Source organism: Pelotalea chapellei, from assembly GCF_018531195.1.
Classification (GTDB): domain Bacteria; phylum Desulfobacterota; class Desulfuromonadia; order Geobacterales; family Pseudopelobacteraceae; genus Pelotalea; species Pelotalea chapellei.
The window spans coordinates 257,838-283,264 of record NZ_JAHDYS010000004.1 but is presented as its reverse complement, the minus strand read 5'-3'; the positions used below and the strand labels follow the sequence as shown (position 1 = coordinate 283,264).

The following is a 25,427-nucleotide window of genomic DNA, read 5'->3' as shown; positions in this document are numbered from 1 at the left end:
TGCACCTACCTGTCTTCTATTTAATTTCCTTTTGCAGGTCTTTTGCTTTTTTTGCCTCTTCACTCTTTGGATAACCATCCACCAGCTTTTTAAGTACATATCTTGCGCTTTTCAGATCATTGATGGCTTTGAATGACATGGCCTGTTTTAGCATGGCTGCCGGTGCTTTTTCTTTGTCAGGAAAGTTCTTGATGACTTCCTGAAAGGAGAGTATGGCCGGTTCGTATGCTTTTTCACTGTAGTGTGTTTCACCTATCCAATAATGGGCATTAGCGACCAGCTCATGATTGGGGTTCTGCTCGATGAACTTCTGGAGACGCTCCCGTGCAGCAGGCATGTCACCCGCTTTGAAAAGTTCCAGGCCCTTGATATAAAGAGCATCGGGGGAAGCAGGAACCTCTTTCTGCTGGGCCACCTCTGCCAGTTTTTTGTTAAGCTCATCCACTGATCCCTGAAGTTTCAGGATCCTGTCTTCCATAAGGATAATGCGTTTGTCGGCATCGTTGCGGTAGCGGGTCAGTTCCTCGCCGGGCTGTTTTGCGGTGGTTGCCGTATCGTCAACCTTACCGCTAAGTGCCTGCATCTCGGCTTTTGTGCTGTCTATGTTTGCCTGCAGGTCAGCCGATATTTTCCTGGTTGCAGATATATCCGCTCGTAATCCTGTCTCGAGCGCACCTATTTGTTCCTTCGTTTCCGATCGTACACTGCCGAGATCCCTTTCCAGAGAAAAGAGCCTTGTTTTGACGGCATCTATGTCACTCCTGGTAGATTCAAGAGAACCTTGAGTGGCACATCCTGCAAGACCAATAACAAGTGGTACAAGAGCAAGCTTGATGATACGGTTCATTCACGGTCTCCTCTGCATTGGAATTGTGCTCAATTATATAACATGGTGCATCAGTGGTTTCAAGAGCCGAGGGAGTTGAGCCGGTGCCGGTACAATATGATACCGTGCTATTGCAATCACGTTAACATGCGGTATTGTAAACAAAATTGTTGACATTAATCGATATTTGCACTAACAATTTCGGGTTTTTATGATGATTGCTGGATGTGTGACTATAAATAGAAACGGGAGGAAATGAAACAATGGAACAGTATGCTGTGCTTTTTGCCCTGGCGTGTGCCATCGCGGCGGTTGCCTACGGCCTGATTTCGGCCCAGTGGATCCTGGCGCTGCCCCAGGGTAACGAGCGGATGAAACAGATTGCCGCTGCTATTCAGGAAGGTGCCGGCGCCTACATGAAGCGCCAGTACACCATCATTGCCGTGGTTGGTGTGGTCATGTTTATCGCACTGTTTGCCACCCTCGGAGTCAAAACCGCCATCGGTTTTGCCATCGGCGCGATCTTCTCAGGGCTTACCGGTTTCATCGGGATGTTTGTGTCGGTTCGAGCCAATGTACGTACCACTGAGGCTGCAAAATCAGGTATTACCAAAGCCCTCAACGTTGCTTTCAAGGGAGGCGCAATCACCGGTATGCTGGTGGTCGGTCTGGGACTTCTGGGCGTTGCCGGTTACTACATGGTTCTGCAGAAACTTATGCCGGGTGCACCGGTCAAGGATGTGGTCAGCCAACTGGTTGGCCTTGGTTTCGGTGGATCCCTGATCTCCATTTTCGCCCGTCTTGGCGGTGGTATCTTCACCAAAGGTGCTGATGTCGGCGCTGACCTGGTAGGCAAGGTTGAAGCCGGTATTCCTGAGGATGATCCCCGCAACCCGGCTGTTATTGCCGATAACGTGGGAGACAACGTTGGTGACTGTGCCGGTATGGCCGCCGACCTTTTCGAAACCTACGCTGTCACCCTGATCGCAGCCATGCTGCTCGGTGCCATCGCTTTTAACAGCAATCAGAGTGCCGTCAGTTATCCGCTGATCCTGGGCGGTATATCCATCGTTACATCCATTATCGGTACCTTCTTCGTAAAACTCGGTGCCAGCCAGAAGATCATGCCGGCTTTGTACAAAGGTCTGATTGTTTCCGGTGTTCTGGCCTGTATTGCCTTTTATTTTGTTACTGTCCAGATGTTCCCCCAGGGGCTTACCAATGCTGGCGGCGTAACCTTCTCCGCACTTAATATCTTTATCTCCGCCATTGTCGGTCTGGTCGTCACCGGAGCTATCTTCTGGATCACTGAGTACTACACATCTACCGAATACGGGCCTGTCAAGCACATTGCCCAGGCTTCAACCACCGGCCATGGCACCAACGTTATTGCCGGTCTCGGTATCTCGATGAAGTCAACTGCTGCTCCGGTGATCGTCATTGCTGCCGGGATTATCGTTTCCTTCCAGTGTGCCGGTGTGTACGGTATTGCCATCGCTGCCGTATCCATGCTCTCCCTTACCGGTATCGTGGTTGCCATGGACGCCTATGGTCCTATTACCGACAACGCCGGTGGTATTGCCGAGATGGCGGAATTGGATAAGTCAGTCCGTGATGTCACCGATCCTCTGGATGCGGTTGGCAACACCACCAAAGCTGTTACTAAAGGCTATGCAATCGGTTCGGCCGGGCTTGCAGCAGTTATCTTGTTCACTTCCTATGTTGATGAACTTAAAGCCCTTATGCCCCCGGGACAGGCTCTTACTTTCGATCTCTCCGACCCCTATATCATTGTCGGCCTGTTCATCGGTGGTATGCTCCCTTACTATTTTGCCGCCCAATGCATGGAAGCGGTCGGCAAGGCCGGTGGCGCCGTTGTTGTTGAAGTACGTCGCCAGTTCCGCGAAATCAAAGGCATTATGGAAGGTACCGGAAAACCGGACTATGCTTCCTGCGTTGATATCGTCACCAAGACTGCCCTTAAAGAGATGGTCATCCCTGGTTTGATTCCAATCCTCGCACCGGTCATCGTCGGCTTTACCCTCGGTCCTAAGGCCTTGGGCGGCGTAATTGTCGGTACCATCGTGACTGGCATCTTCGTTGCCATCTCTATGACAACCGGCGGTGGCGCCTGGGATAATGCCAAGAAATACATCGAAGATGGTCATCATGGCGGCAAGGGTGGCGATGCCCACAAAGCAGCTGTTACCGGCGATACTGTCGGCGACCCCTACAAGGACACCGCCGGCCCGGCTGTTAACCCGATGATCAAGATCATCAACATCGTATCGCTGCTGATCGTGCCTCTTCTGGCAAAAATGATGTAACCGATTAGTAACATAAAATAAAAAAGCGGCATGGGATTGGTTCCCATGCCGCTTTTTTATTTATATTCCCCAAAGTGGGTGGTGCCTACTTGCTCTGCTTGAGTGGATTCTGCTTCCAGTAGATTCCCAATACTTCGCGCTCTTTGGTGTTAAGTTTCAGCCCCTTGGTTTCCATTGCCTGTTGAATTTTGACCATGTCTTTCTTTGCGGCTAATGCTGCGTCGATTCTGGTAGCGCTATGGCAGGTGGTGCATTTCTTTGAGATGATCCCGCGGGCTTCTTTGAAGTCGCCCCCTCGGACATTGCCGAGATTGCTGCCGCTATCAGCTGACCAGCAGGCCGAAGTGGTGATCAGTAGTGCAGCCACACATGTTGCAGTATGTTGATATTTCATGGCAACTCCTTTTCGATAAAGAAAATGGGCCTGACACGAAATGTCCAGGCCCACAATAAGGCGTCTTAGAAGATTAAATATTACTCCCTGACGTAGATGTCCTGATCGGTCTCGTGGACCATAGCCATGATATGAGCATATTCTGATTCGATCAGATCATAATGGCCCTGAGTCTCCTTGACGACACGCTCGAAAACGGCTCTGACCGCCGGATCAACCACTCCCTGTGCCAATTGGGTGTACTGACCGATGCAGGCCTTCTCTTCTCCTAGCGCAAGTTCAAGGGCTTTCTTCTCAACCATATTTCCGTCAAGCACCTTTAGCAGTTGCATATATGTCGGATTTTTTTCGTCAGCAGGGGATTGCATGTAGGAGGTGAGATCACCAAAGTCTCCACCCTTGTAATGATCGAAGAATGCTTTCAGGTGGCCGACTTCCTCATTGGCAAGCAGTTCAAGCACTTTCTTTGCCCGCTCGTTGGTTGCTACAGAAGCCGCTTTGCGGTAAAAATCCATGCTGTCTTTTTCGGCTTTGATGGCGAGTTTCAAAGCTTCTTGTAAGGTGTATTCCTTGCCCATGGTTCCTCCCCTTGCTCAATTGGAATTTTGGAGCCAAGTATAGTCACAAAAAAGAAATGTTCAATAAAGAATTTTCAATTATGAGCGTAAAGATTAATGGCTGGAGGGCCGCAGCAGTTCATTCGTCACCACTCCCGCCATGGTAAGTCCGAACAGTGATGGGAGATAGGAAATGGTGCCGAGGATGACCCTCCGGTTGTCGCAGCTGAAGACCTGCTGGTCACGGTTAGGGCAGATGCATTCGGTGCCGCAGAAAGAGGCGGAGGGATTCAGTTCGCGGTGTTCTTCACTGGAATATACAACCTGGACACCGCTGGATATGCCCACTTTGCGTAGCATCTTGCGCATGCTGCGGGCCATGCGGCAGTTGCGGGTTGCCGAGATGTCTGCAACATGGATCTTGGTGGGATCAAGCTTGTTTGCTGCCCCCATGCTTGAAATCACCGGGATTCCCTTTTCAATGCAGGTGGTGATCAGGGCTGCCTTAGCGGTGAAATGGTCGATTGCATCCAGCACATAATCAGGACGCGGATCCAGCAGCTGAACCGCATTTTCCCCTGAAAAAAAAGCCTTGACCGGAACGATTTCCGCCAAAGGATTGATCTCTCTCAGGCGAGCTGCCATTACCTCCACCTTGGGCAAGCCGACGGTGCTGGTTAACGCATGAAGCTGGCGATTGATGTTGGTTAGACAGATATCGTCAAAGTCAACAAGAGTGATCCGTCCGATTCCGGCCCTCCCCAGTGCTTCAGCTGCATAGCTGCCGACACCGCCGATGCCGCAGATCATGACATGTTTGGAATGAAGTTGTGCCAGTCCCTGCGCACCAATGAGAAGTTCGGTTCGGGAAAGACGATGAAGAGCCATTTTGGGTTACTCCTGGGCTATGGTTGGGGACATTGAAATCAGATAATTAGTTTAGCGAAATTCGGCAGTTTTATCAATCTGCCCGGCCCGTACCCTACAAAGTCTCCATCAAGCTGAATAGGGCCGGTTCCTAGGATTTCAATCTGTTCGGCACATATTCGCGTCAGGTCTCTGCTAGCAGCCGCTCTGTTGCAAAACAGGTTCACGGCAAGGCGAAGGTAGGTTCGCCGCCGGTGGTCCTGTATGCAGACAGCTTCGAATCCTGGTGCGAAAAAAGTCCGATCCGGAGCCAATACAAAGTTGCCCCCATATTTGGAACCATTGCAGATGATTGCTGAATGGCAGGATACGGTCCCGTGGGGGGTGATAATTTCAAAAGGAGTCCTGTCCCAGGCAAAGGCTCTCTTTAGGGCGGAGAGGGCGTAGGCGCCCTGTTTAAGGTACCTCTTGGCCAAAGGAAGAACATCCCTCACAACAGCACCGTCCAGTCCGATGCCAGCCATAAGAACAAATCGGCGGGATTCATTGCTTAATTCAAGAAGGCCAACCGAGAGCGGCTGGGTATTTCCGGCACAGATGCGTTCAATGCCCTCTTCGATGGTCCTGATACCAAGCTCTGCCGCAACGACATTTGATGTTCCAAAAGGCAACACTGCCAAGGTGGCGATTCCCGGCTGAAGTCCATTAATCACGGAATTGATTGTGCCGTCTCCAGCGGCCACGATCACCAGGGGATCAATGACATGGTTGATAGCATCGCAGTGGGAGAGAACGTCGGCAGGGGTGCGTACCTTGAAAACTGCCGGTTCATATCCATGTGCTCGCAAGGCATTCAGAACCTGGTCAAAACGGTGCGAAGAATATCCCCCTGAGGCAGGGTTTACAAAAATGAACACATTCATGGTAGGTGCATTATGGGCTTTCGGTCTGTGAACACGATATTAAAGGCTTAGCCGTTCAGGATTTCGTGGGCTAGTGCCAGAACCTCTTCTTCGGATATGTCACGTACTGAGACATCACCGGAGTTTGGCTTACGGAGGTTGACCTGCGAGGACGTTTTAATAACCCTATTGATGGGCGTCGGACAGATACAGACAGGGGTGGCTCCAAAAAGGGTAATCGAGGGCACGCCACATGCCCAGGCAATATGTGTTGGTCCCGAGTCCCCTCCAATGACAAGATCGCTACGACCCACGGCCGCCTTAAGCTGGTTCAGATTGAGGCGCGGCAATAGCCGGATGTGGGAGTGTTGCTCTGCAATGGCTTTGGCGGCTTCCAGCTCCTGCTGATTGCCATGGCAGATGAGAATGTTTTCCCCTAAGAGGGAGGCCAGGCGCGCATATTTTTTTGGCGGATAGTTTTTATAAGGGGCGCTGGTTTCAGGTACAAGCAGGATGTTGCGGCGTTCTTTCGAAAAGTAGGGGTCAGTGATGGTGTTGTCCGCTGTTGTCCAGTGCAGATAAGGTTGAGGTGGACATAGCTCAGGCTGTTGCAGATCCAGGCCAAGGCTCATGGAGGTGAGAGCCGCATATCGAGAAACGGCGGGCAGCTCCAGTGGAACATGGTAGGTGCAGTTGTAAAACAGGCTGCTTAGTGGTTCCTTGATCAGTTTCCGGTCAAAACCGGATACCTTGCCACCCAGGATGGAAGAAATCGCAGCTGACTTGATCATGCCATGCAGGTCAATGATCACATCAAATTTGCCGACAGATCTTAGACGACGATACTCTTCAAGGATCCCCGACAGTGATTTTTGCTTTTGCAAAGTTTTCAGGTCTATCTTTATGACTTGCTGAATGTCGGGATGGTGATCGAGGATATCGGCAAAGCGGCGGTCCGCCACCCAGGTGATATGGCTGTCGGGCAGATGACGACGGATGATCTGCAGCGATGCCAGGCACAGAATGATGTCCCCCAGGGAGGAAAGTCTGACAAGAGCAATTCGCATTATTTCTGCCGGTACAATTCCGGATTAAGAGAGGGGTCATTGTACATCTTGAACTGCTTGTAGAGTTTCATGCGCTTGTTGCCCGCCTGATAATCAGCCAAAAGCTGATCCAGGGCGTTGTACAGATCGTAGCGCTGGAGCTGAAGCACGGCCAGTCGGTGCAACGAACGCTGACGGTGCTCGTCATCGATGTCGTCGCGACGGCTGTCTTCAGCCATGTGATAGACCTTGAGCGACATGATCGAGATGCGATCGACGATACTCCCTGGGGTTTCAGAGTTGGTTCTTTCTGTGTTTGGTTCGGGAATTGATTTTGTAATTTCCGCTAGAATAGCCTCATCCAGTTTTTCAATCTGGTCGTTGCGTTGCTGATTGAGCTTATCTATGGCGCGTTTGACTGTGGCTATGACGCTGTCATCCACATCGGTGCGACGTGCCTTATCCTCTTCATGCCAAAGCAAATGATTACGCCAGGCCAGTTCCAGAGCAATTGGATTAACCGCTCCCTGGAGCACGTCAAAACTAGAATCATCACGGTGCCATTGTTCAATGGCTTGGTCAAAAGCCGACTCAAGGCCGGCCAGGTGCAGATCGTTCAGCATGGTTATCCTCTTTAAAAAAAAATTAAGCAATCAACTCTACTACGGCATTAAACAAGGCGTCCACCGAAATGCTGCTGCGGCACTCGGCATCTTTATCGCATGATGTCCGGCCGCATCCCGCGCATTTCATGGGGGCCTGAATCGAACGGTGCTGTTCACCTTGCGGCGCATAGCTGGCGGCACTGGTGGCACGGTAGTAGGAAACAGTAGGAGTGCCGACAGCTGCCGCAAGGTAAACTGGCCCGGTGTCGCCGCCGATGACCAGATCCATTCTCCTGATGACCGGAATCAGCTCGCGAATAGTAAACCAGGGCAGCAGACGTACTGCATCTCCAACTTCGCGAATAATATCCTCTCCCAGAGCTTTCTCCGCCGGACTTCCCCAGTTGATCAGAATGGTTGCATCCGAATATTTCTCAAGTGTCTTTCTGGCCAGTTCTATCCATCCCTGTGGATGCCATAGTTTGGAACTCCAGGTGGTGCCGACCTGGAAGAAAAACACCAGACCGCTTGGCAGCTCCGCCATGTAACGGTCAGCAGCTTCCTCATCATCAGGTGAGGAAAAAATATCACTGGAAAGGCTCAGGCTTGGATAATCCCGCCCGAAGGGCACACTGACCACCCGCAGATAGCGGTCTGTCACATTGCGGTCACAAGCGCGAAAAGGAATACGGCGGGTGGTAAAGAGGCTGTTTATCTTTTCCTGCAAAACCTCGCGGCTGAATCCGATTCGTTTGCTCGCACCGGTGAGCCAGGCCACCAGACCGCTTTTCAGATTGCCTTGAATGTCAAAAACAAAATCATAGGGTCGTGCTTGCAGGTCTTCCCGCAGAAATTTCAAATCCCTGCGGGTTTCGGGAGAGAAGGGAGCTTTGCGCCATTTCTTCGTCCGAATGACATGGATTCGGGCCAGATGGGGATTGTGTTCAAGCAATGGCAAAAAATGTTCTTCAATAGCCCAATCTATTTCAATGCCCGAGGAAACCTGGTGCAGGTAGTCAATAACCGGTAGGGCGTGGATGACATCACCCAGGGAAGAGGTTTTAATTATAAGGACACGCATGGTAGTGGATTACTCTTTCAGGCTGATAGTGATGCAAACTGTTTGCTGGTTGTTATCATGTTGATCACAGCCAGTGTTTCTCGTAGGTTACGTTGCATGGTGAAAGCTGCGGCTGTTTCCGCCGCCTGCTTGCCCATCAGCTGTCGCTGAGTGGGTTCAGACATTTTCAGTATGCAGTCTGCTATAGCAGTATCATCAAGCGGATCTTGGACGACAAAACCGTTGATACCGGGATGGATCAGCTCTGCTACGCCATTATACTGAGTCGTGATGATCGGTAGTCCATAAGCCATCGCTTCCAGGCTGGCATTACTGAAAGGATCATACAGTGTGGGAAATACGAAGATGTCGCTCCCCAGATAGAACTGTTCCACATCCTTGCGCGGGCCGGTAAAAATTATTTTGTCTTCAATTCCCAGTCGCTGAGCTAGCCGGCGATAAGTTGAGGTACGTCCCTTGCCGACGATGAACAGCCGGTAAGGTGCCTTTAGCCGGGCAACTGCACGGATTGCGACTGCCACCCCTTTTCGTTTGAAGCCTGATCCCACATACAGGAGCCGCAGTTCATTGCCCAGAGCAAACTCTTGTGCCAGCATCTGACGACTTCTGTCTCTTTGGGACTGTTCCGGGTTAACGGGTTCGATGCCGTTGTACACCACGTGGATGCGGTCGGGATTGACACCGTACAGCCTGATGATGTCCTCTTTGCCCCGCTGGGAATTAGCGATGATCGCCTTGAGACCGGGATCTGTAAACATTCTGCGCTCAAGCCAGATGTAGGCGAGCTGCAACGGGTTCAGCCAGGTCCAGGCCTTGTGCAGGCTTCCCTTGCCCAGGTTTTTCAGGATCAGCCACTGTTGATGACAACCATCGCCTGCCCGGTAAATGTCCTGATGGAGGGTGCGTTCCAGGCTGAAGACGATGTCGAAACGTTCCTGTTCAATGATCTTTGCACACCCCTGTGAAAAGCTCAGTGCTTTCAGCCACCCAGGACGCTTTATGATCTGAACCGGATGAAAATTGACTCCAGCGGTCTGAGGACCTTCCCAGCTGATTGCAATAATGTGGACCTCATGACCTTCTGAAGCCAGGCAGGTTACCAGGCGAGCCATATAACGCTCGGCACCACCATATGGCGTATATTTCTGGCGGACGAGGGCAATTTTCAACGTGCTATTCCCTTACGATAGAGCAAGGTTTCATAAAATTCGACGGTTCTGCTGAACATGACATCCGCAGTGAAGTTGTTCAGCACATGGCGACGTGCGGATGCGCCGAGACGCTGGCGCAAGGGTGCATCATCGAGCAATTTGCCGATGGCCTCGGCAAAAGAGGCGGCATCTCCGCATGCGGCCATTAATCCGGTTTCCCCATGTAGCAGCAACTCACCGGTACTGCCGACCGCCGCGGCAACTATCGGCAGCCCCATGGCCATGGCCTGACTGAGAGACTGCGGTACGCCCTCGAAACGATCCGAGGTCAACACAGCCACATCGGACGCTGCAAAAAGATTCTGGACGTCCTGGCGATATCCGGTCAGGACTACACGCTCACTCAGCCCGGCATCACGAACCATTCCCTCAACCCATTCACGTCCCGGGCCGTCACCGACTATCAAAAACCGAGCTTCGGGAAAACGGGCATTCAAGATGCGAGCGGCTTCGATGAATATGTCATGGCGTTTCATGCTGCGCAGGACCGCCACCATGGTGATGACAGGTACGTCAAGCGGCAATCCCAGCTCACGTCTGGTGGCAGAGCCATCAATGGCAGCCGGATCGAAACGCTGGGGCGATACTCCGGTAGCAATGGATATGATTCGATCTGCCGGGAGCCGGTTGCGTGTGATCAGTTCATTGCGGATCGTCTCTCCCGTTGTAATGATTCCATCAGCCATGCGGTGCACAAAGTTGAAGGGGCTGGTTGATATGGGTATGGAAAGGTGGCGGGTACGAATCAACAGCCGAGAGCCTGATAATCGGGCGGCGATACTGCCAAGCCATGTGTCTTTGCCGCTATGGGTATTGACGATATCGATATTGTGGGAGCGGATAATTTGCACTAGTTGCAATATCGCCCGGGGGTCAAAGCCTGAGCGCATGACTACTTCTGTCACTGGTATTCCGATCTCGCGGGCCTTGGCCAAAATGCCGCTCTTTGGTTGGCAGGCAATCAGCACATCATGTCCGAACTCTTGGGCTTTTTGGCACTCCAGGATTATGCGTTGTTCCTGCCCCCCCCAGCCGGAGGACCATTCGGTGTGAAGAATTTTGAAATGCTTTATAGTTCCACCTAAGTCCTTGGTATTCACGATGCTACCCCTTTACTGATTGCATCTCTGGTAGCTTCAAGGAATTTCCGACCGTTTCTAGCATCCGGTTCTAACTTACATCCTTCCGCCCACTCATTCCACGCATTGATAAACACCAACTGTTCTTCGGAATCAAATCTTTTTACGCTCTCAATAGCCTTACTCAACCAGTTGGCATACAGTGCAGGATCGTCATTCTGGATAATTCTCGCACCGTCTCTTCTTCTGGCACTGTTATCCCAACCTGGGATTACTGTTGGGAAAACTTTGCCGGACTTACCAAGGCCCTTGATTGCTTTATCAACAAATTTTCGATAGTCATATACATCACTCACATAAAAACTTTGTTGCAACATATTGCCTGTCAAGTGCCCCAATATAACGTTAGTTTTTCTTTTTACTTTATTTTTTATTTTTTGCAGCGGATTTCTATGTGGAAAATATGCACTATTAGGTTGAAATTCAACCACCCCATCGAATCCCAAGTCAATTATGGCCTGTGCACTATTTTTGACAAAATTGTTTTTCACAGCAACCAGATAGAGATCAGAAAAACCATTTATCTTCGCTTTGTTACGCCACAATTGCAGCATTTTCTGCACATGAGGTATTAGGTCAATTCTATAGATTAGCAGCAGCGGTTTGTTTTGAACTTTAATGTACCGAACATCTTTGAAGGCCCTAATGAGCCAATCAATGTGTAGCAAGTCGTCATCCTCGCTGTGAGTTTGTTCTAAAAGGACATGTTTGTTCAAACCGGTCCAGTTTTTTGTCCAGGATTCATTCGCCCAACACAAACAAAACGGAAAATCAGGTGCACCGCTGGAAAGAACTTCATCAAAAGGTTGTTCCAGTATGCGTTTACCATTGAACCAATAATGGTAATAACAGAACCCGGATATTCCGTACATTTTGGCAAGTTCGGCTTGTGCGATTCGTGTCTCTTTCAAACGTAGATCATAGAAGCCAAGATCTGCAGGCAACTGCGGTTGGTGATGGCCCTTAAAACGCGGCTTTGCCTTTACTACATTAGTCCATTCAGTGAAACCTTTGCCCCACCATTCATCATTCTCAGGTACTGGATGAAACTGCGGGAGATAAAAACATATAGTTTTCATTCTATTAATCCTTTGCGCCAGTAAAAGGGACACTCAACAAGGTTTTTTGGCAACCACCGTATATCTAGTAACAATGAATTCTTCTAGAAGTCCTAGAGTAAAAAGGTTCCAAGTTTTCCTTTCAACCTCTAGATACGGTTTTATCATGGTGGGCTGAAGTCCCGCATGCGTCATTAAATCCAGAATATTTTTTTTGCAAAAAAAACGTAAATGGGTTTTGTCTAATACTCCACTATGTTTATATTTGAAGTTCCCATTTACGATTAGGTTGAATAATGTTTTAAACTCCCTTACATTGGGTATGCACGCTATAAATGTACCCCCAGGCCTAAGGTAAAAACTGAGATTTTCCAAGGTGCGCCAAGGATCTACCAGATGTTCCAGAACATCTCCACAAATAATGACGTCAAAATATTCTTTTGAATAATTGAGATGCATACCCTCAATATTACCAATAATGAAGTTGTCAATTTCTCCATGAAATTGATTGCTGTTGGGAATGTCCATCAGTTCAACTCCAACCACTTCACAACCCAATCCGAGACGTTTTATCGATAGAAGTGTTTCACCACTCCCAGCGCCGATTTCAAGTATCCGATTGCTTGAATCGGGAGGAATCAGCTGTATCAAGTCCATCCGGGCCTTTGCAAAATAAGAGTTTGGTTTTTCGGAATATATGTGCATCTCCAACCCTCGTTTATTCATTATACTTTTTCTTCTGTGATGTTGATTATTGCAGTCAATGCAGATGCGAGTTTCCTACCTACGCTTTCAAGTGAAAAATCTCTTTCAACAAGAGAGCGCCCTTTTGTTCCAATTTCTGAGCAGAGCACTTTATTGTCTAAGAGATATTTGAGTACAGTACCAAACTCATCGTTACTGCCTGCCAGAAAGCCATTTTCACCATTATTAATGACCTCATTGTTGAATCCCCAGTTCGAAGCGACAACCGGCACTCCCGCCGCCATGTACTGTAACAATTTGTAGCTGCATTTTCCTTCGGTCCATTGATTTTTAGGCATGGGCATGATGCCGATATCAAAATTGGCTATCTCTGCTTCCTGTGTTTCAAGTTTCCAAAGTATGTTGTTGACAGTAACTCCTTCTAAATGAAACTCTTTATCTGAAACGACCCTTAGTTCGAAATTAACGTCCTTTGCGACCGCTTGCAATGCAGGGGCAATCATTGCAAGATGATGCAAATTCCCACCCCCACCTACCCATCCAATAACAGGGCGCTCATGCTGTTTGCTCCAGTCTCGGACACAAACTGCTGTAACTGGGACAGCTGATGGCAGGATTGTGATCCGTGCATTATATTGTGAAGCAAAAAGACCAAGCCCCGGATTCCCGGCAATAACTAAGTCGGCTTTTTTTACAATGTATTTGAAGCGCTGGAGTCGGGTTCTGCTGAATGATTGTGAAGCATTGTCGTCCTTGATATAAATTGCATCGTCAAAATCAAATAGCAAAAGTTTCGAAAAGCGACGTAAACAATAATATTCCATCTGGGTAAGTAACTTCTTTTGTAGAAAAACTACTTCAAAATTTTTCAATTTGGATATTAGGTTGATTTTATCTGAAACATTTTTTGGGTAAGGAATTGCTGTGACATTAAAACCATGACGGGTTAACTCTGGGACAAGATTCAAGACCCGTACACGACTTGATGGCAGGTTGCTGTCTTGGAAGAGCATCAATATTTTACACATACCTGGAATGCCTCTTATTTCAGTGACATTTTAGATCATCAGCTTTGGCTATATGGATCAGGAAGTCGTTAATAATGGCGTACAGTTGCTCTAAAGAAAAATCAAGGCAGTCGCTGACTTTGCTTCCGTTGCAACCATCTCTGTGGCAGGGAACGCATTTCATGTCAGATTGCAAAACCAGATTTCTGTCGCTGCTCTGGATGCCCCGCTCGGCGGTATATGGATTGGTCTGGCAGGTGTTGTCCCAGGGGCCCCAGTTGCTGGCAGATGATGGTCCGAAAAAAGCCAGTACCGGAACATCCAGTGCTGCCGCCATGTGCATCGGCGCTGAGTCAACACCTATAAAACAAGCGGCTGAGGCGGAAAGAGCACCCAATTGTTTAAGCGTCAACTTTCCACCCAAGTCAATTGAGGAGGTCTCGCACAGCTGGCGTACTTTACGCAGATATTCAAGTTCATGTTCAACCGGAGCTGCAGTAAATACAGCGGTCAATCCAGTGCGAGCCGCAATCATGTCAACAGCTTTGGCTGCTGTTGCCGGCGGCATGGTTTTGAACATCCAGCGCGAGGTGAGGTGGGCATGAAAGTATGATTTCTCTTCTACTCCCTGCTTGTTAAGTATCTCCTTAACTGCAGTGGCGTCGGACGGATTGAAGTGAAAAGAGACCTGTCTGATGGGGGTTGGCATGCCTGCCGCATTCAGATAGAACAGGTTGGCCTCGACTGTGTGCAACGACGGATCGGGTGGTTCTACTACTTGAGTGAAAATATGATTTTTGAAAAGCATGCCACGACCGCGTGAATCCGTCCCTACCCGGATGCGAGCCCCGCTGAACAAGGCGGCTACAGCTCCTCGATCCCCTTCCGTCAGATTGAATACGGTGTCAAAACGCTCCCGTCGAATTGCCAGGAGCAGTTGCAGCTCTTTCCGCAGTCGTGCGGACCGCGAAAGTTTTTTGACGCTCCTGTCATACACGAACACCTGATTGATATCCGGATTATCAGTTAACATCTCTTCAGTACCCGAATTAACCAAGGCACAGATGCGGGCACCAGGATAGGCGGCGCGTAAATTGGCAAAGACCGGGCTTGTCAGCAGGACATCACCGATATTCCGCATTTTTATGACAAGAATTGACGTGATGTTTCGGAGGTCGGTCATGAATTTGCTGCTTTCAACTCTCTTAATTTTGCATACTTGCAGAAGGTGTACTGGGTATAGAGCACTGAAAGTAGAAGTCCCGAACTACCTTCCAAGAATCCTTTGCGAATAACATACATCTTGATGAAGGTCGCAATAGGCTTCAGAAGCAGGGAAACAACACCAATTGATTTTCCCGCCCGACACATTTCCTCTGCAGCCAGCGTCGAATATTTATCCATCCGCCGCAGGTAATCTGATATGTTTTCGTAGGTGCGGTGCACCAGATTGCCCTCAAGTGTTACAACCTTTCCTTCGCACTCCAGGGTCTCATGAACTGCACGATCACTGAACGAACATGTGCGGCGGTCATAAAGGCGAGTTGTAAAATCAGGATACCAGCCGCAGTGCCTGATCCAGCGCTTCCCGAAGTAATTTTCCCGGGCCATTCTGGCAGCCGAGAAAGTCGAGGTGTCAGCGTGTATGATTGAATCGCGCAGTGTCGGTGTGACCCGCTCATCCGCGTCCAGGTTGAGGATCCAGTCGCAGCTGGCAAGTTCAGCCGCCCTGTTCTTCTGGGTGCCGTAGCCGAGCCACTCCTGATGAAAAAAACGTACTTTCGGATGAAGTCGACATATTTCTTCGGTTCGGTCGGTGCTGCCGGAATCCACTACGATGATTTCATCTGCAAAATCAAGGCTGGCCAGGCAATCGGCAATGTTTTTCTCTTCATTGCGGGTGATAATGGTGGCTGAGAGTCTCATCTGCTGATCCAGATCCCATTAACAGGTTGTTGAAAAACAGCCATCTCGCCGCCATCCTCGAAAGCCACCTTGTGCGGCGTAGCGCTGCTACGCCTCCGCGGGACCTTCTTCGGTTGCGACGATCTGACTATTTTTGAACAACCTGAGTTTTTCAACAACCTCTTAGCACTCATAATATTCGCGGTACCACTTCACAAACCTGCTGATGCCATCTTCGATGCTGGTTGCCGGCTTGAAGCCCACATCATTCATCAAATCATCTACATCTGCATAGGTGGCAGGAACATCGCCAGCTTGCAGGGGGAGCAGATTCTTGGTGGCCTTTTTCCCAAGGCTGTTTTCCAGGGTCTCGATGAAGTGCATCAGTTCCACCGGGTTGTTATTGCCGATGTTGTAGATGCGGTAGGGGGCATAACTGGTGCCGGGATCGGGTGAATCCCCGCTCCAGGCCGGATTGGCAACCGGGGTCTTGTCGCTGACCCGCATGACCCCTTCCACGATGTCGTCAATGTAGGTGAAGTCGCGGCGCATCTTGCCATTATTGAAGACATCGATTGTCTTCCCTTCCACGATTGCCTTGGTAAAGAGGAACAGCGCCATGTCCGGGCGTCCCCACGGTCCATAGACGGTAAAGAAACGCAGACCGGTGGTCGGCAGGCCGTACAGGCTGGAATAGGTATGGGCCATCAGCTCGTTGGCTTTCTTTGTGGCGGCATAGAGCGAAACGGGATGGTCCACATTGTGGTGAATGGAAAAGGGCATGGCGGTGTTGGCGCCATAGACAGAGCTGGAGGAGGCGTAGACCAGATGCTTGACGCCATTGTGCCGACACCCTTCCAGGATGTTCATGAAACCCACAATGTTGCTGCTGACATAGGCCTGGGGATTCTGCAGCGAGTAGCGCACACCGGCCTGGGCCGCAAGGTTCACCACCCGGTCGAATTTCTCCGTGGAAAAGAGCTGCTCGATAGCCGTCGCGTCTTCCAGTGAACACTCCACAAATCTGAAGCCTGCATCCCCTTTCAGCTGCTTGAGGCGGTCATGTTTGAGGCGCACATCATAATAATCGTTGAGATTGTCCAGTCCGACCACTTCGTCGCCCCGGGCGAGCAGGCGCTTGCTGAGATGAAAGCCGATAAATCCGGCTGCTCCGGTAACAAGAATTTTAGCCATTTCTGAACCTCCAGCAGGTAGTGTTTTTTGAGGGTGCTTTTGCGCTTGTTTGTTTCAGCGGCCCATCAGTTTCTGTGCAGCGGTTACGACATCATCCGCTGTTACCTCTGTCATGCAGCGATGATCGGTCGGGCATTCCCGCAATTTGCAGGGGGCGCAGTGAACATTCTTGCGAACGATGACAGCTTTATCCGTGAAAGGCGATGTGCCGGTGTGGTCGGTGGAACCAAAAATGGCCACTAACGGGACATCCACGGCAGCGGCAATGTGCATGGGACCGGAGTCATTGGTGACGAAGAAATTGCAGCGACGGATCAGAGCCATCAATTCGCGCACGGTGGTTTTGCCGGCCAGATTAAGACATGTACCTGCCAGTTCCTGTTCAATGGCCGCTGCAATGTCCGTTTCGCCTGGCCCTCCAAAGATAACGACCTTGGCGTTCCATTCATGTGCCAGTCGTCGGGCAACCTCGGCGAAGCGCTCGGGATACCAGCGTTTGGCTGAACCGAAAGCAGCGCCCGGATTGATGCCGATCAGGAAGTCCTGGGGCTCGATACCTGTCTGCGCCAGCCGCGAGGCGGCCTGCTGTTCTTCTTGTGTGGTTACTGTTAGCTGCGGATCGCGTGCCTGACCGGTTATGCCGAAGTGGCGAACCAGGTCGAGGTAATACTGTACCTCGTGCCCCTTTGATGTCTGCTTGTCCGGGTTGTAGCGCCTTGTCAGCAGCAGGCCGCGTCCATCACTATTCTTGCCGAGTCGGACCGGTATTCCTGCCAGCCACGGCACTAACGCCGAATCAAAGGAGTTGGGCAGCACTATCACCATGTCAAAGGAGTGTTTTCGTACCTCTGCAGCCAGTCGCAGTCTGCCTGTTATCCCCTTGTGGGCCCCTTTGCGATCGAACCTGATGACACGGTCAACCCATGCATGGGGCGAAAAAAGTTCTGCTACTATCGGGTTGGCCAGCAGGGTGATTTCTGCCTGCGGGAAATATTCCCGAATAACGCCAATGGCGGGGGTGGTCATGACCGCATCCCCGACCCAGTTGGTAGCACGTATAAGCAGCCTTTTTACGTTGCCGTCACTCAAAGGTTTCACTATTTCCTAATCTGATCGTTCGTGGTGGCCTCATTTATCAGCAAGACAGGGATGCCGTCCCGGATCGGGAAGCTGATGTCACACGATTGACAATGAAGCTTTTGAGAAGCGTGGTCCATGGAAAGCGCTCCCTTGCAGACAGGGCAGGCAAGTATGTTTAGCTGATCATGGGAAAGCATGAGTACCTGTTGTTTTAAAAAGTTGATTACTATGCCATGAATTGGCTTATTTTTGAAGTAAATTGCGAAGTGCAGTATTTAGTGGGGTAGGGTCGTCTATGGAAATGGTGAGTTTGGCGAGCAGTACTTTTTGTGCAAGTTCAACGGGAAGATGCCTGAGCTTGACGCCATCTTTTTCGGTTGTTATCGCGTAATCAGCGCCGGAGGAAGCCACTGTATCGGCAAGGGCGGCAATGTCGGCTGGAGTGTAGGTGCTGTGGTCCGGCAGGCACTGTGTGGAGACCAGATTCATGCCATGTGCGCGCAGTCCATCGAAGAAGGCGTGCGGATCGGCTATTCCGGCAAAAGCCAGGATACGTTTGTCGCGCAGGCTGTCAAGTTGCAGCGGTTCTCCGCCTGTCAGGGAAACTGCTTCGCCAAGTTCATGGCTGGCGTTGCACATTGGGATTCCAGGCAACGGTGTGGTGCCTGAATCGTTTTGGGGGCAACGGGTGCGGATGACAAGGTCGGCCCTGAGACAGGCTGAGCGGGGTTCGCGCAAAAGGCCGGCCGGGAGGCACCAGCCGTTGCCGAAAGGTTTTCTGGCATCCAGTAACAGGATGTTCAGATCGCGTTTCAGGCGCATATGTTGAAAACCGTCATCCAGCAGGAAAATATCGGGAGACAGCCGCTCCATGGCCATAAGTCCGGCAGAATGACGGTTGCTGCCAATGACGACCATCAGTCCCGATACGGTGGAAGCGAGCAGAAAGGGCTCGTCACCACACTCTTCTGCGCTCAGCAGTACCTTGCTGCCATCAGAAACAACAGCGGTTGTGCCTTCCAGCGTTCCACCGTATCCACGGGAAAGAACGGCGACTTTCAATCCCTGCGTAAGCAGCAGGTGTGCAATATAGGCTGCGACAGGAGTCTTGCCGGTGCCGCCCACAGTTATATTACCAATGGAGATGACCGGGCGGGGAAGGGTGTGACTCCTCAAGATTCCGGCTTGATAGCACCAGGTTCTCAAACGCTGAATCAGAGCGTAAGGCAGGGAGAGCGGAATCAGCACACCGAGCAACAGGTAATTGAAAGGGCCAGTGTGGGTACCGTTGGCCAAGTGGCGCCAGTATGTTACGAATGATGCCTTCATTTAAAAAGCCTTGTAAACACGGAGCAATTGAGCAACGGAGTAAACTCTGAGAAAGTCATGACAGGTTTAACAAAATAATAAAGTTTGAATAAAAAGGATTGGTGTCCTCAGTTGCTCCGTTGCTTCGTGTTATTCGAAGGAAATTTTGTGTCCAGATATCCGGCAATGATCTCCATATGCCGCTCTGTGGCACCGCCATTTTCCCGCATCATGAGCAGACCATTGCGCCCCAGCTCCTGTCGCAGTACGGGCTCGGACAGAAGTTTCTGAAATGCCTCGGCCAAGTCTGCAGGTGTATCTACCTGGATACCTGCCTGATGCTGCAGAACCAGCGCAGCTATTTCACGAAAATTGGTCATGTGTGGTCCAAAGATGGTCGGAACGCCTACAGAGGCAGGCTCGAGCAGATTATGGCCCCCTGTTGGTACCAGACTGCCCCCGACAAACACGACATCAGATAAAGCATACAGTCCCATCAGCTCACCGATGGTGTTCACAAGGAGAACCTCACCGCTACGGAACATTACGTCGGATGTGGCAGCCAGATCGGTACGGCGGCGGTAGGCCAGTCCGGCGTTTGCCAGAAGCGCGGCCACATTCGCTGCCCGTTCGGGATGCCGAGGAACCAGCACCAGGAACAGGTCACTACGGCTGACCAGCAATTCCCGGTAAGCGCTGATGATATGTTCTTCTTCTCCGGGATGAGAGCTGCCGGCACAGATGACGGAAAGCTCATGCGGAATAGTGTAATGCTCTTTCAGGGCGATGATATCTTCAGGGGAAAGGTGGCGGAATGGAATGTCATATTTCAGGTTGCCGATCCGTAGAGTACGTTCCGGTGGTGCCCCGATGGCGATGATACGTTCCCGATCGACCTCGGTCTGCATGCAGAGGTTGGAAAAAAGTTGAAGTGCATGGCGAAAGAACCATTTGAAAGCAAGATAGCGACTATAGGAGCGGTCAGAGATTCGCCCATTTGCCAGGATCACCGGAATGCCGCGAAGAGCGGCCTGACGGGTGAAGTTGGGCCAGATCTCCGTCTCCATGATGATGATCAGCTCAGGCTTGATGTGTTCCAGGGCGCGGCGGACAGCCGGCAGAAAGTCAAAGGGAAAGTACAGGCTGATATCTTTTTCAGGAAAAGATGAGGTGATGGCCCGGCCGGTTTCGGTAGTATTAGAAACAAGGATCGCATGGCAGGGATACTTCGCGCGCAAAGCCTTGAGCAGTGGACGGGCGGCAATGGCCTCTCCCACAGAAACGGCATGCAGCCAGATCACCGGCCGTCCACCGATTTTTGCAAGTTCCTCTCGTGGTAAAAATCCGAAGCGTTCCTTGAATGCAGGCGACCTGCCGCGGCTGACGGAGCGGTACCAATGGTAGAGGCTGACCGGCAGAACCAGGAAAATGGAGGTTATGTTGTAAAAGAAGAAGAACATATTTTCTCAAAATTAGCAGGTTGTTGAAAAACGTTATGAGGAGGCCAAGATGCAAGGTGCAAGCGAGCGAAAACCCGAGGCGTACCCGCGCGTACGTTGAGGTTTTGAACGAGTGGCAACGCAGCAGATTGGCCCTTTAGGCCCATGGGTCCGCAGTAGATTTTCAACAGCCTGTCAGGTTGTGGTGCGGTCTTCCTTGTTCAGCCCCATAATCACGGATAGTGCCAGTCCGGTCAGGTAGACCATGCCAAATGCCCAGACCGTATCGCTCAGGAAATGCCCTCCCTGGGTGATGCGGGCGATGCTCATCAGGATGCCGAAGCAGATGCCACCTGCCAGCCAGACACGTGCCAGGCAAGGGCGTCTACGGCGGTAAATGAAAAAAGGGGATGACATGTAAAAGGCAGCTGAAGCGTGACCGGAAGGGAAAGAGCGCCCTTGGCCCATGGTACCTTTCTGCCAGGGTTCAAGGTATGTCTTACTCCCCGAGAATTGGACGATATCACGTGGACGGGGACGGCCCCAGCCTTCCTTGAAGACCACATTGACCAGCAGACCCGGTCCAAGTGCCAGCAGAAGAACAAGAAAGACGCCGCTGCAGGCTTTCCGGCTCCATCGTGCCGGTTTCAAGAGAGCAGGGGTGGCCATCCACAGGCCGGCAACCGCCAGGAATAGCGCGGGGATTCTGTCAATACGGTAGAGAAGCTTCCAGGGAAACTGCTCCCCTACAGGCCAGTTGCCTGCCGTATAAAAATGGGATGAGATCATCAGGTCCAGCCCGCTCAGAGCTATTATTGCCGTGAGTGCAACCAGCACAGCAGTGATTACAATTGCTTCATACCAGGCGCTACGCTCCATGGGAAGTTTCCCCGGCCCGTTTCCAGCGGCGATGAACCCAATACCACTGGGTCGGATGGGCCACTATGTAATTTTCCACGTATCGAGAAATTGCCTGGCTTTCCCTGCGGACCCCCTCTTCGGTCATGTCGCCGCCGAAAATATGTGCAGGGTAAAAAGTGATGATCTGTCGCTTCCCTTCACGATGAATGAAGGTGGGAAGCAGCGGCGCCCCACTTTTTTGGGCTATGATCACAGGGGCTTTTGAGGCCCATGCTTTTCGCCCTAAAACATCGATTAATGCTCCATCAGCCTCAAATACCGCCTGATCCGCCAGCATTCCTACCAGCCGGTTTTTCTTGGCTGCTGAAAGAATGCCCTTGAGCGCCCCCTGTTTGTACAGAACCGTGTTGTTGTAGCGCATGCGCATCTTTTCGACCATCTGGTTGAGGTAAGGATTGTTCTGGCGGCGGGCAACCACCGACATCCCCTCATCGAAAATACTGCTTAGCCCCAGGGCGAGCAGTTCCCAGTTGCCGCAGTGGCCCGTGAGCAGGATCATCCCCTTGCCTTTTGCTCTGGCTGCTTCATAATGTTCCCGCCCGCGCAGTTCGATATTGTTGATGATATCAAGGCCTCTGCCGTGGTAAAGCCGGCAGACTTCCATCAGTGAGCGTCCCAGGTTCTTGAAGGTCTCCTCGGCAAGCTGCTCGGCCGTCAGGTTTGGGGTGTTCCAAAGAGGGTGATGCTTCATGAATGGGAGTGCCAGACGGATGTTTTCAGAGGCAATCTTTCGTCGGGAAGGCAGCAGGCGGGATAACAGTAAACCGACCACCGAGCCCACGGGCAAGGCTAGCCAAGAGGGTAGCAGGGCTGCGACAAGGGTGAGAATGTAAAAGACAGCCGCCTGTATCATCCAGGAAATTTTTTTCATTGCGTATAAACCATTTCATCTGTATCCCGCTCCTTGAACTGCAGGGAATGCAGGCGACTGTAAAGACTGTTGTTGGCCAGCAGATCATTGTGGGTGCCACTCTCGACGACACGCCCCTTTTCTAGAACGATTATCTTGTCCGCGTGAAGCACGGTGGAGAGGCGATGAGCGATGACAAAGGTCGTTCGATTGACCATCAGATTGTCGAGCGCCCTCTGAACCATTTGCTCGCTTTCGGTATCCAAGGCGCTGGTGGCTTCATCCAGGATTAAAATAGGTGCATTCCTCAGGAGAGCTCTGGCAATGCAGATGCGTTGGCGCTGACCGCCGGAAAGTCGGATGCCGCGGTCGCCGATGCTTGTGTCATACCCTGCTGGCAGCTGGCTGATGAAATCATGGGCATACGCGGCAGTGGCCGCCTCAGTTACCTCTTCGATCGTTGCGTCCGGTTTGCCATAGCGAATATTATTGGCAATGCTGTCGTGAAAGAGGGTTGTTTCCTGGTCCACAAGTGCTACCTGGGAAACAAGTGAATTCAATGTGATATCTCGTATGTCATGCCCATCAATGAAGATGGCCCCATCAGTGACATCATAAAAACGAGGTAATAAGGAGACAAGGGTTGTCTTGCCGCCGCCCGATGGTCCCACCAGGGCGATCATCTGGTTGCTCGTCGCTTTTATGGAAACGTTTTGCAGGATTGGCTCTTCACCATAGCTGAAGGATACATTTTTGAATTCGACAAGGCCGCTTGCACGATTCATGTCTACAGCGTTTGGTTTGTCCGTTATTGCCCGGCTCTGATCGAGTGTCTGAAAGACCCGTTCCGCGGCTCCTGCCGAGCGTTGCAGCACGTTGTACGAACCCTGCAGTTTATTGACCGGCTTGGAAATCATTGCCAGGGCAACAATAAATGCAAAGAACCCGGGCGCAGTCATGCGTCCTGCCATGACCTGGCTGCCGCCGAAATACACAACGCCGGCAATACCGAATGAGAGAATGGCTTCCGAAACCGGGGTAGCCAGGGATTCGTACTTGATGAACTTGCGCATCTGTTGCAGATAGTTCAGGTTCGCATTTTTGAAGCGATTGATGATCAAGGTTTCCAGCCCAAAAGCCTTGATGACCCTTATCCCGGAAAAGGTTTCCTGAAGAATGGCGGTGATGCCCCCCATGAGATTGAGGCTGCGACCTGACGCATTCTTAATTTTCTTCCCGATCAACTGCGCCGGGTAGGCTGTCAAAGGCAAGGCCACAAAAGAGACGAGGGCCAGCTTCCAGTTGAGGTAAAAGAGGGTTCCCAACAAGGAACAGGCGGATACGACATCACGGAACAGTCCGGTGACGATGTTGGCGATGCCTTCCTGCATGGCGCTGATGTCGTTGGTCATGCGCGACATTAATTCGCCGGTGGAATTGCGGTTGTAAAAGGCCATGTCCAGGCGAACATTGCTGGCAAACATATCGTTGCGAATATCCTGGATGGCTTTTTGTCCAGCCAGCTTGATGCTGGTGTCGTAGGTGAAACGAGTGATGCCACGAACCGCAAAGAGTGTAATGATCCCCAGCGGGACCAGTATGAAAATTCCACTGTCTTTTTCAGCAAATATTCTTTCCAGCATGGGTTTGACCAGGTAGGCGAAAGCACCGTCCATGGCACCCACGATGGTTGAACAGATTGCAGAAATGACCAGCAGTTTCCAGTAGGGTTTAAAGTAACCGAGAATGCGTATAAGAGTGGGCTTCATTGGGGTTCCATCATGGTTAAGGTTAGTCGTGCCATATTACGGGATGCGCCGCCGCAACCGAGTCGGGTTCGCACTTCGGACAATCTGCGACGTATGTCGGCATCATAGGCTGAATCGGTGAGTATTCTGGTGATTTCGGTAACAATAGTATCAGGATTGGCTTCGTCTTGAATCAGTTCCCTGACCACAGTTTCACCAGCCACAATGTTGCAGAGGCCGATCTTGTCGATTTTTATCAGGCGTTTTGCTAACTGATAGGTGAGCGGTGAGAGTTTATAGATTATGGCCATGGGCGTTCCAACCAGGGCTATTTCCAAGGTAACTGTGCCGGAAACCGAGATGATGGCATCGCACGCTCTGATCAGGTCATGAATGCGCTCCCGGGTTACAGTGACTTTAAGTCCCGCTGCTTCAAGTTGCGGAGTTATGTCGTCAGGCTGCAGGGTGGAGGCCAGTGGGAGCACGAACTGAATTCCGGGGAATTGCTCCTGGAGTTTTGCAGCCGAGGAAACAATGACAGGCAGGAGGCGTTCGATCTCGTTTCTGCGACTACCTGGAAAGAGTCCCACGATTTTGCGTTGGGGATCAAGACCAAAGCTCACGGCAGCTGCGGTACGATACAGATCCACCTTGACCATGTCGAGCATCGGATGTCCCACAAAGGTGACCGGTACTCCGGTCGTTTTGTAGAAATCAGCTTCGAACGGGAGAATGACAGCCATATGATCTACAAGTCGGGCAATTTTTTTAACCCGTCCCTGTCGCCAGGCCCAGATCTGCGGACTGATATAATAGAGCACTTTTACGCCGGCTTTTCTGGCGACCTTGGCAAGACGCAGGTTGAACCCGGGGTAGTCAATCAGGATCAGCAGGTCGGGAGGATCAGCGTGCAGAATTCGTTTCAGCTTCAGGAACGCGGACGCGATGACATCAAAGTGTTTGATTACCTCTACCAAGCCTACAACAGCCATATCGGCAGAGTCAACCAGTGTCTCGATCCCGGCTTCCCGCATGCGGGCACCACCGATGCCGAAAAAGTGAAGATCGGGGGCGTGGAGGAGAGTCTCGCGGACAAGGTCTGCTCCATAGATATCGCCGGAAGCTTCACCGGCAACGATCATGATCCTTCTGTTTTTTTTAATGGAATTCTGCAATTTTCACCTTAAATGCATAGAGACACAGAAATTCGGAATGAGTAAGGTTCGTCTGGTCACTCATCCTGTGTTTCCTGTGTCT

25 protein-coding genes are annotated in these 25,427 nt (G+C 51.0%); 1 reads left to right on the top strand and 24 read right to left on the bottom strand.

The features are described from left to right. Window positions 1-16: 16 nt before the first annotated feature. On the bottom strand, window positions 17-847 hold the full coding sequence (ybgF, locus tag KJB30_RS06275; RefSeq protein WP_214297084.1) for a tol-pal system protein YbgF: 831 nt from the start codon (window positions 845-847) through the stop codon (window positions 17-19). A gap of 242 nt (window positions 848-1,089) precedes the next feature. On the opposite strand from ybgF, the gene KJB30_RS06270 reads away from it, so the two are divergent. Further along, entirely contained in the window at window positions 1,090-3,153 is a 2,064-nt protein-coding gene (locus KJB30_RS06270; protein ID WP_214297083.1) for a sodium-translocating pyrophosphatase, read from the top strand. 85 nt (window positions 3,154-3,238) lie between these two features. On the opposite strand, the gene KJB30_RS06265 is transcribed toward KJB30_RS06270, so the two are convergent. The 23 genes from KJB30_RS06265 to lpxB all read right to left on the bottom strand — a co-directional run bounded on the left by KJB30_RS06265 (window position 3,239) and on the right by lpxB (window position 25,312). After that, window positions 3,239-3,547 (bottom strand): cytochrome C, encoded by a 309-nt coding sequence (locus KJB30_RS06265; RefSeq protein WP_214297082.1) that lies wholly within the window; start codon window positions 3,545-3,547, stop codon window positions 3,239-3,241. Window positions 3,548-3,627: 80 nt separating this feature from the next. Beyond that, entirely contained in the window at window positions 3,628-4,125 is a 498-nt protein-coding gene (locus KJB30_RS06260) for a ferritin family protein (RefSeq protein WP_214297081.1), read from the bottom strand. A 93-nt stretch (window positions 4,126-4,218) separates the two neighbouring features. Beyond that, a complete protein-coding gene (locus KJB30_RS06255) occupies window positions 4,219-4,992 on the bottom strand; it encodes a tRNA threonylcarbamoyladenosine dehydratase (protein WP_214297080.1) in 774 nt (257 codons plus the stop codon). Window positions 4,993-5,030: 38 nt separating this feature from the next. Next, window positions 5,031-5,894 carry a diacylglycerol/lipid kinase family protein gene (locus KJB30_RS06250; protein ID WP_214297079.1) on the bottom strand — a complete coding sequence of 288 codons (864 nt, stop codon included), beginning with the start codon at window positions 5,892-5,894 and terminating at the stop codon, window positions 5,031-5,033. A 47-nt stretch (window positions 5,895-5,941) separates the two neighbouring features. Then, the gene (waaC, locus tag KJB30_RS06245; RefSeq protein ID WP_214297078.1) at window positions 5,942-6,940 is read right to left on the bottom strand and encodes a lipopolysaccharide heptosyltransferase I; all 999 of its coding nucleotides are present in this window, start codon (window positions 6,938-6,940) and stop codon (window positions 5,942-5,944) included. Further along, window positions 6,940-7,542, bottom strand: a complete 603-nt coding sequence (locus tag KJB30_RS06240) for a DUF4254 domain-containing protein (protein ID WP_214297077.1) — start codon at window positions 7,540-7,542, stop codon at window positions 6,940-6,942. The genes waaC (KJB30_RS06245) and KJB30_RS06240 overlap by 1 nt, the downstream gene beginning before the upstream one ends. Window positions 7,543-7,564: 22 nt before the next feature. Then, complete coding sequence (gene waaC / locus KJB30_RS06235) at window positions 7,565-8,605, bottom strand: lipopolysaccharide heptosyltransferase I (RefSeq protein ID WP_214297076.1); 1,041 nt, start codon at window positions 8,603-8,605, stop codon at window positions 7,565-7,567. 17 nt (window positions 8,606-8,622) lie between these two features. Then, a complete protein-coding gene (locus KJB30_RS06230; RefSeq protein WP_214297075.1) occupies window positions 8,623-9,774 on the bottom strand; it encodes a glycosyltransferase family 4 protein in 1,152 nt (383 codons plus the stop codon). Further along, window positions 9,771-10,916, bottom strand: a complete 1,146-nt coding sequence (locus KJB30_RS18405) for a glycosyltransferase (RefSeq protein ID WP_214297074.1) — start codon at window positions 10,914-10,916, stop codon at window positions 9,771-9,773. Before KJB30_RS18405 ends, KJB30_RS06230 begins: the two co-directional genes overlap by 4 nt. Beyond that, on the bottom strand, window positions 10,913-12,034 hold the full coding sequence (locus tag KJB30_RS06220) for a glycosyltransferase WbsX family protein (RefSeq protein ID WP_214297073.1): 1,122 nt from the start codon (window positions 12,032-12,034) through the stop codon (window positions 10,913-10,915). The genes KJB30_RS18405 and KJB30_RS06220 overlap by 4 nt, the downstream gene beginning before the upstream one ends. Window positions 12,035-12,067: 33 nt before the next feature. Beyond that, complete coding sequence (locus tag KJB30_RS06215) at window positions 12,068-12,739, bottom strand: class I SAM-dependent methyltransferase (RefSeq protein ID WP_214297072.1); 672 nt, start codon at window positions 12,737-12,739, stop codon at window positions 12,068-12,070. Then, window positions 12,739-13,746 carry a glycosyltransferase family 4 protein gene (locus KJB30_RS06210; RefSeq protein WP_214297071.1) on the bottom strand — a complete coding sequence of 336 codons (1,008 nt, stop codon included), beginning with the start codon at window positions 13,744-13,746 and terminating at the stop codon, window positions 12,739-12,741. Before KJB30_RS06210 ends, KJB30_RS06215 begins: the two co-directional genes overlap by 1 nt. A gap of 19 nt (window positions 13,747-13,765) precedes the next feature. After that, the gene (rfaQ, locus tag KJB30_RS06205) at window positions 13,766-14,908 is read right to left on the bottom strand and encodes a putative lipopolysaccharide heptosyltransferase III (RefSeq protein ID WP_214297070.1); all 1,143 of its coding nucleotides are present in this window, start codon (window positions 14,906-14,908) and stop codon (window positions 13,766-13,768) included. Continuing rightward, a complete protein-coding gene (locus KJB30_RS06200) occupies window positions 14,905-15,651 on the bottom strand; it encodes a glycosyltransferase family 2 protein (RefSeq protein ID WP_214297069.1) in 747 nt (248 codons plus the stop codon). Before KJB30_RS06200 ends, rfaQ begins: the two co-directional genes overlap by 4 nt. Window positions 15,652-15,813: 162 nt before the next feature. Beyond that, window positions 15,814-16,824, bottom strand: a complete 1,011-nt coding sequence (locus tag KJB30_RS06195; protein WP_214297068.1) for an NAD-dependent epimerase — start codon at window positions 16,822-16,824, stop codon at window positions 15,814-15,816. 54 nt (window positions 16,825-16,878) lie between these two features. After that, window positions 16,879-17,922, bottom strand: coding sequence for a lipopolysaccharide heptosyltransferase II (gene waaF, locus KJB30_RS06190; protein ID WP_367618933.1), 1,044 nt, complete (start codon window positions 17,920-17,922; stop codon window positions 16,879-16,881). Then, window positions 17,922-18,101 (bottom strand): Trm112 family protein, encoded by a 180-nt coding sequence (locus tag KJB30_RS06185; protein ID WP_214297067.1) that lies wholly within the window; start codon window positions 18,099-18,101, stop codon window positions 17,922-17,924. The genes waaF and KJB30_RS06185 overlap by 1 nt, the downstream gene beginning before the upstream one ends. A gap of 46 nt (window positions 18,102-18,147) precedes the next feature. Further along, window positions 18,148-19,233, bottom strand: a complete 1,086-nt coding sequence (lpxK, locus tag KJB30_RS06180) for a tetraacyldisaccharide 4'-kinase (protein WP_214297066.1) — start codon at window positions 19,231-19,233, stop codon at window positions 18,148-18,150. A 107-nt stretch (window positions 19,234-19,340) separates the two neighbouring features. Continuing rightward, window positions 19,341-20,672: a 3-deoxy-D-manno-octulosonic acid transferase gene (locus KJB30_RS06175; protein WP_214297065.1), complete on the bottom strand. Its 1,332-nt coding sequence runs from the start codon at window positions 20,670-20,672 to the stop codon at window positions 19,341-19,343. A gap of 174 nt (window positions 20,673-20,846) precedes the next feature. After that, window positions 20,847-21,530, bottom strand: coding sequence for a phosphatase PAP2 family protein (locus tag KJB30_RS06170; protein WP_214297064.1), 684 nt, complete (start codon window positions 21,528-21,530; stop codon window positions 20,847-20,849). After that, window positions 21,520-22,443 carry a lysophospholipid acyltransferase family protein gene (locus tag KJB30_RS06165; RefSeq protein ID WP_214297063.1) on the bottom strand — a complete coding sequence of 308 codons (924 nt, stop codon included), beginning with the start codon at window positions 22,441-22,443 and terminating at the stop codon, window positions 21,520-21,522. The genes KJB30_RS06170 and KJB30_RS06165 overlap by 11 nt, the downstream gene beginning before the upstream one ends. Beyond that, on the bottom strand, window positions 22,440-24,191 hold the full coding sequence (locus KJB30_RS06160; protein ID WP_214297062.1) for an ABC transporter ATP-binding protein: 1,752 nt from the start codon (window positions 24,189-24,191) through the stop codon (window positions 22,440-22,442). Before KJB30_RS06160 ends, KJB30_RS06165 begins: the two co-directional genes overlap by 4 nt. Next, entirely contained in the window at window positions 24,188-25,312 is a 1,125-nt protein-coding gene (gene lpxB, locus KJB30_RS06155; RefSeq protein ID WP_214297114.1) for a lipid-A-disaccharide synthase, read from the bottom strand. The genes KJB30_RS06160 and lpxB overlap by 4 nt, the downstream gene beginning before the upstream one ends. Window positions 25,313-25,427: the final 115 nt, after the last annotated feature.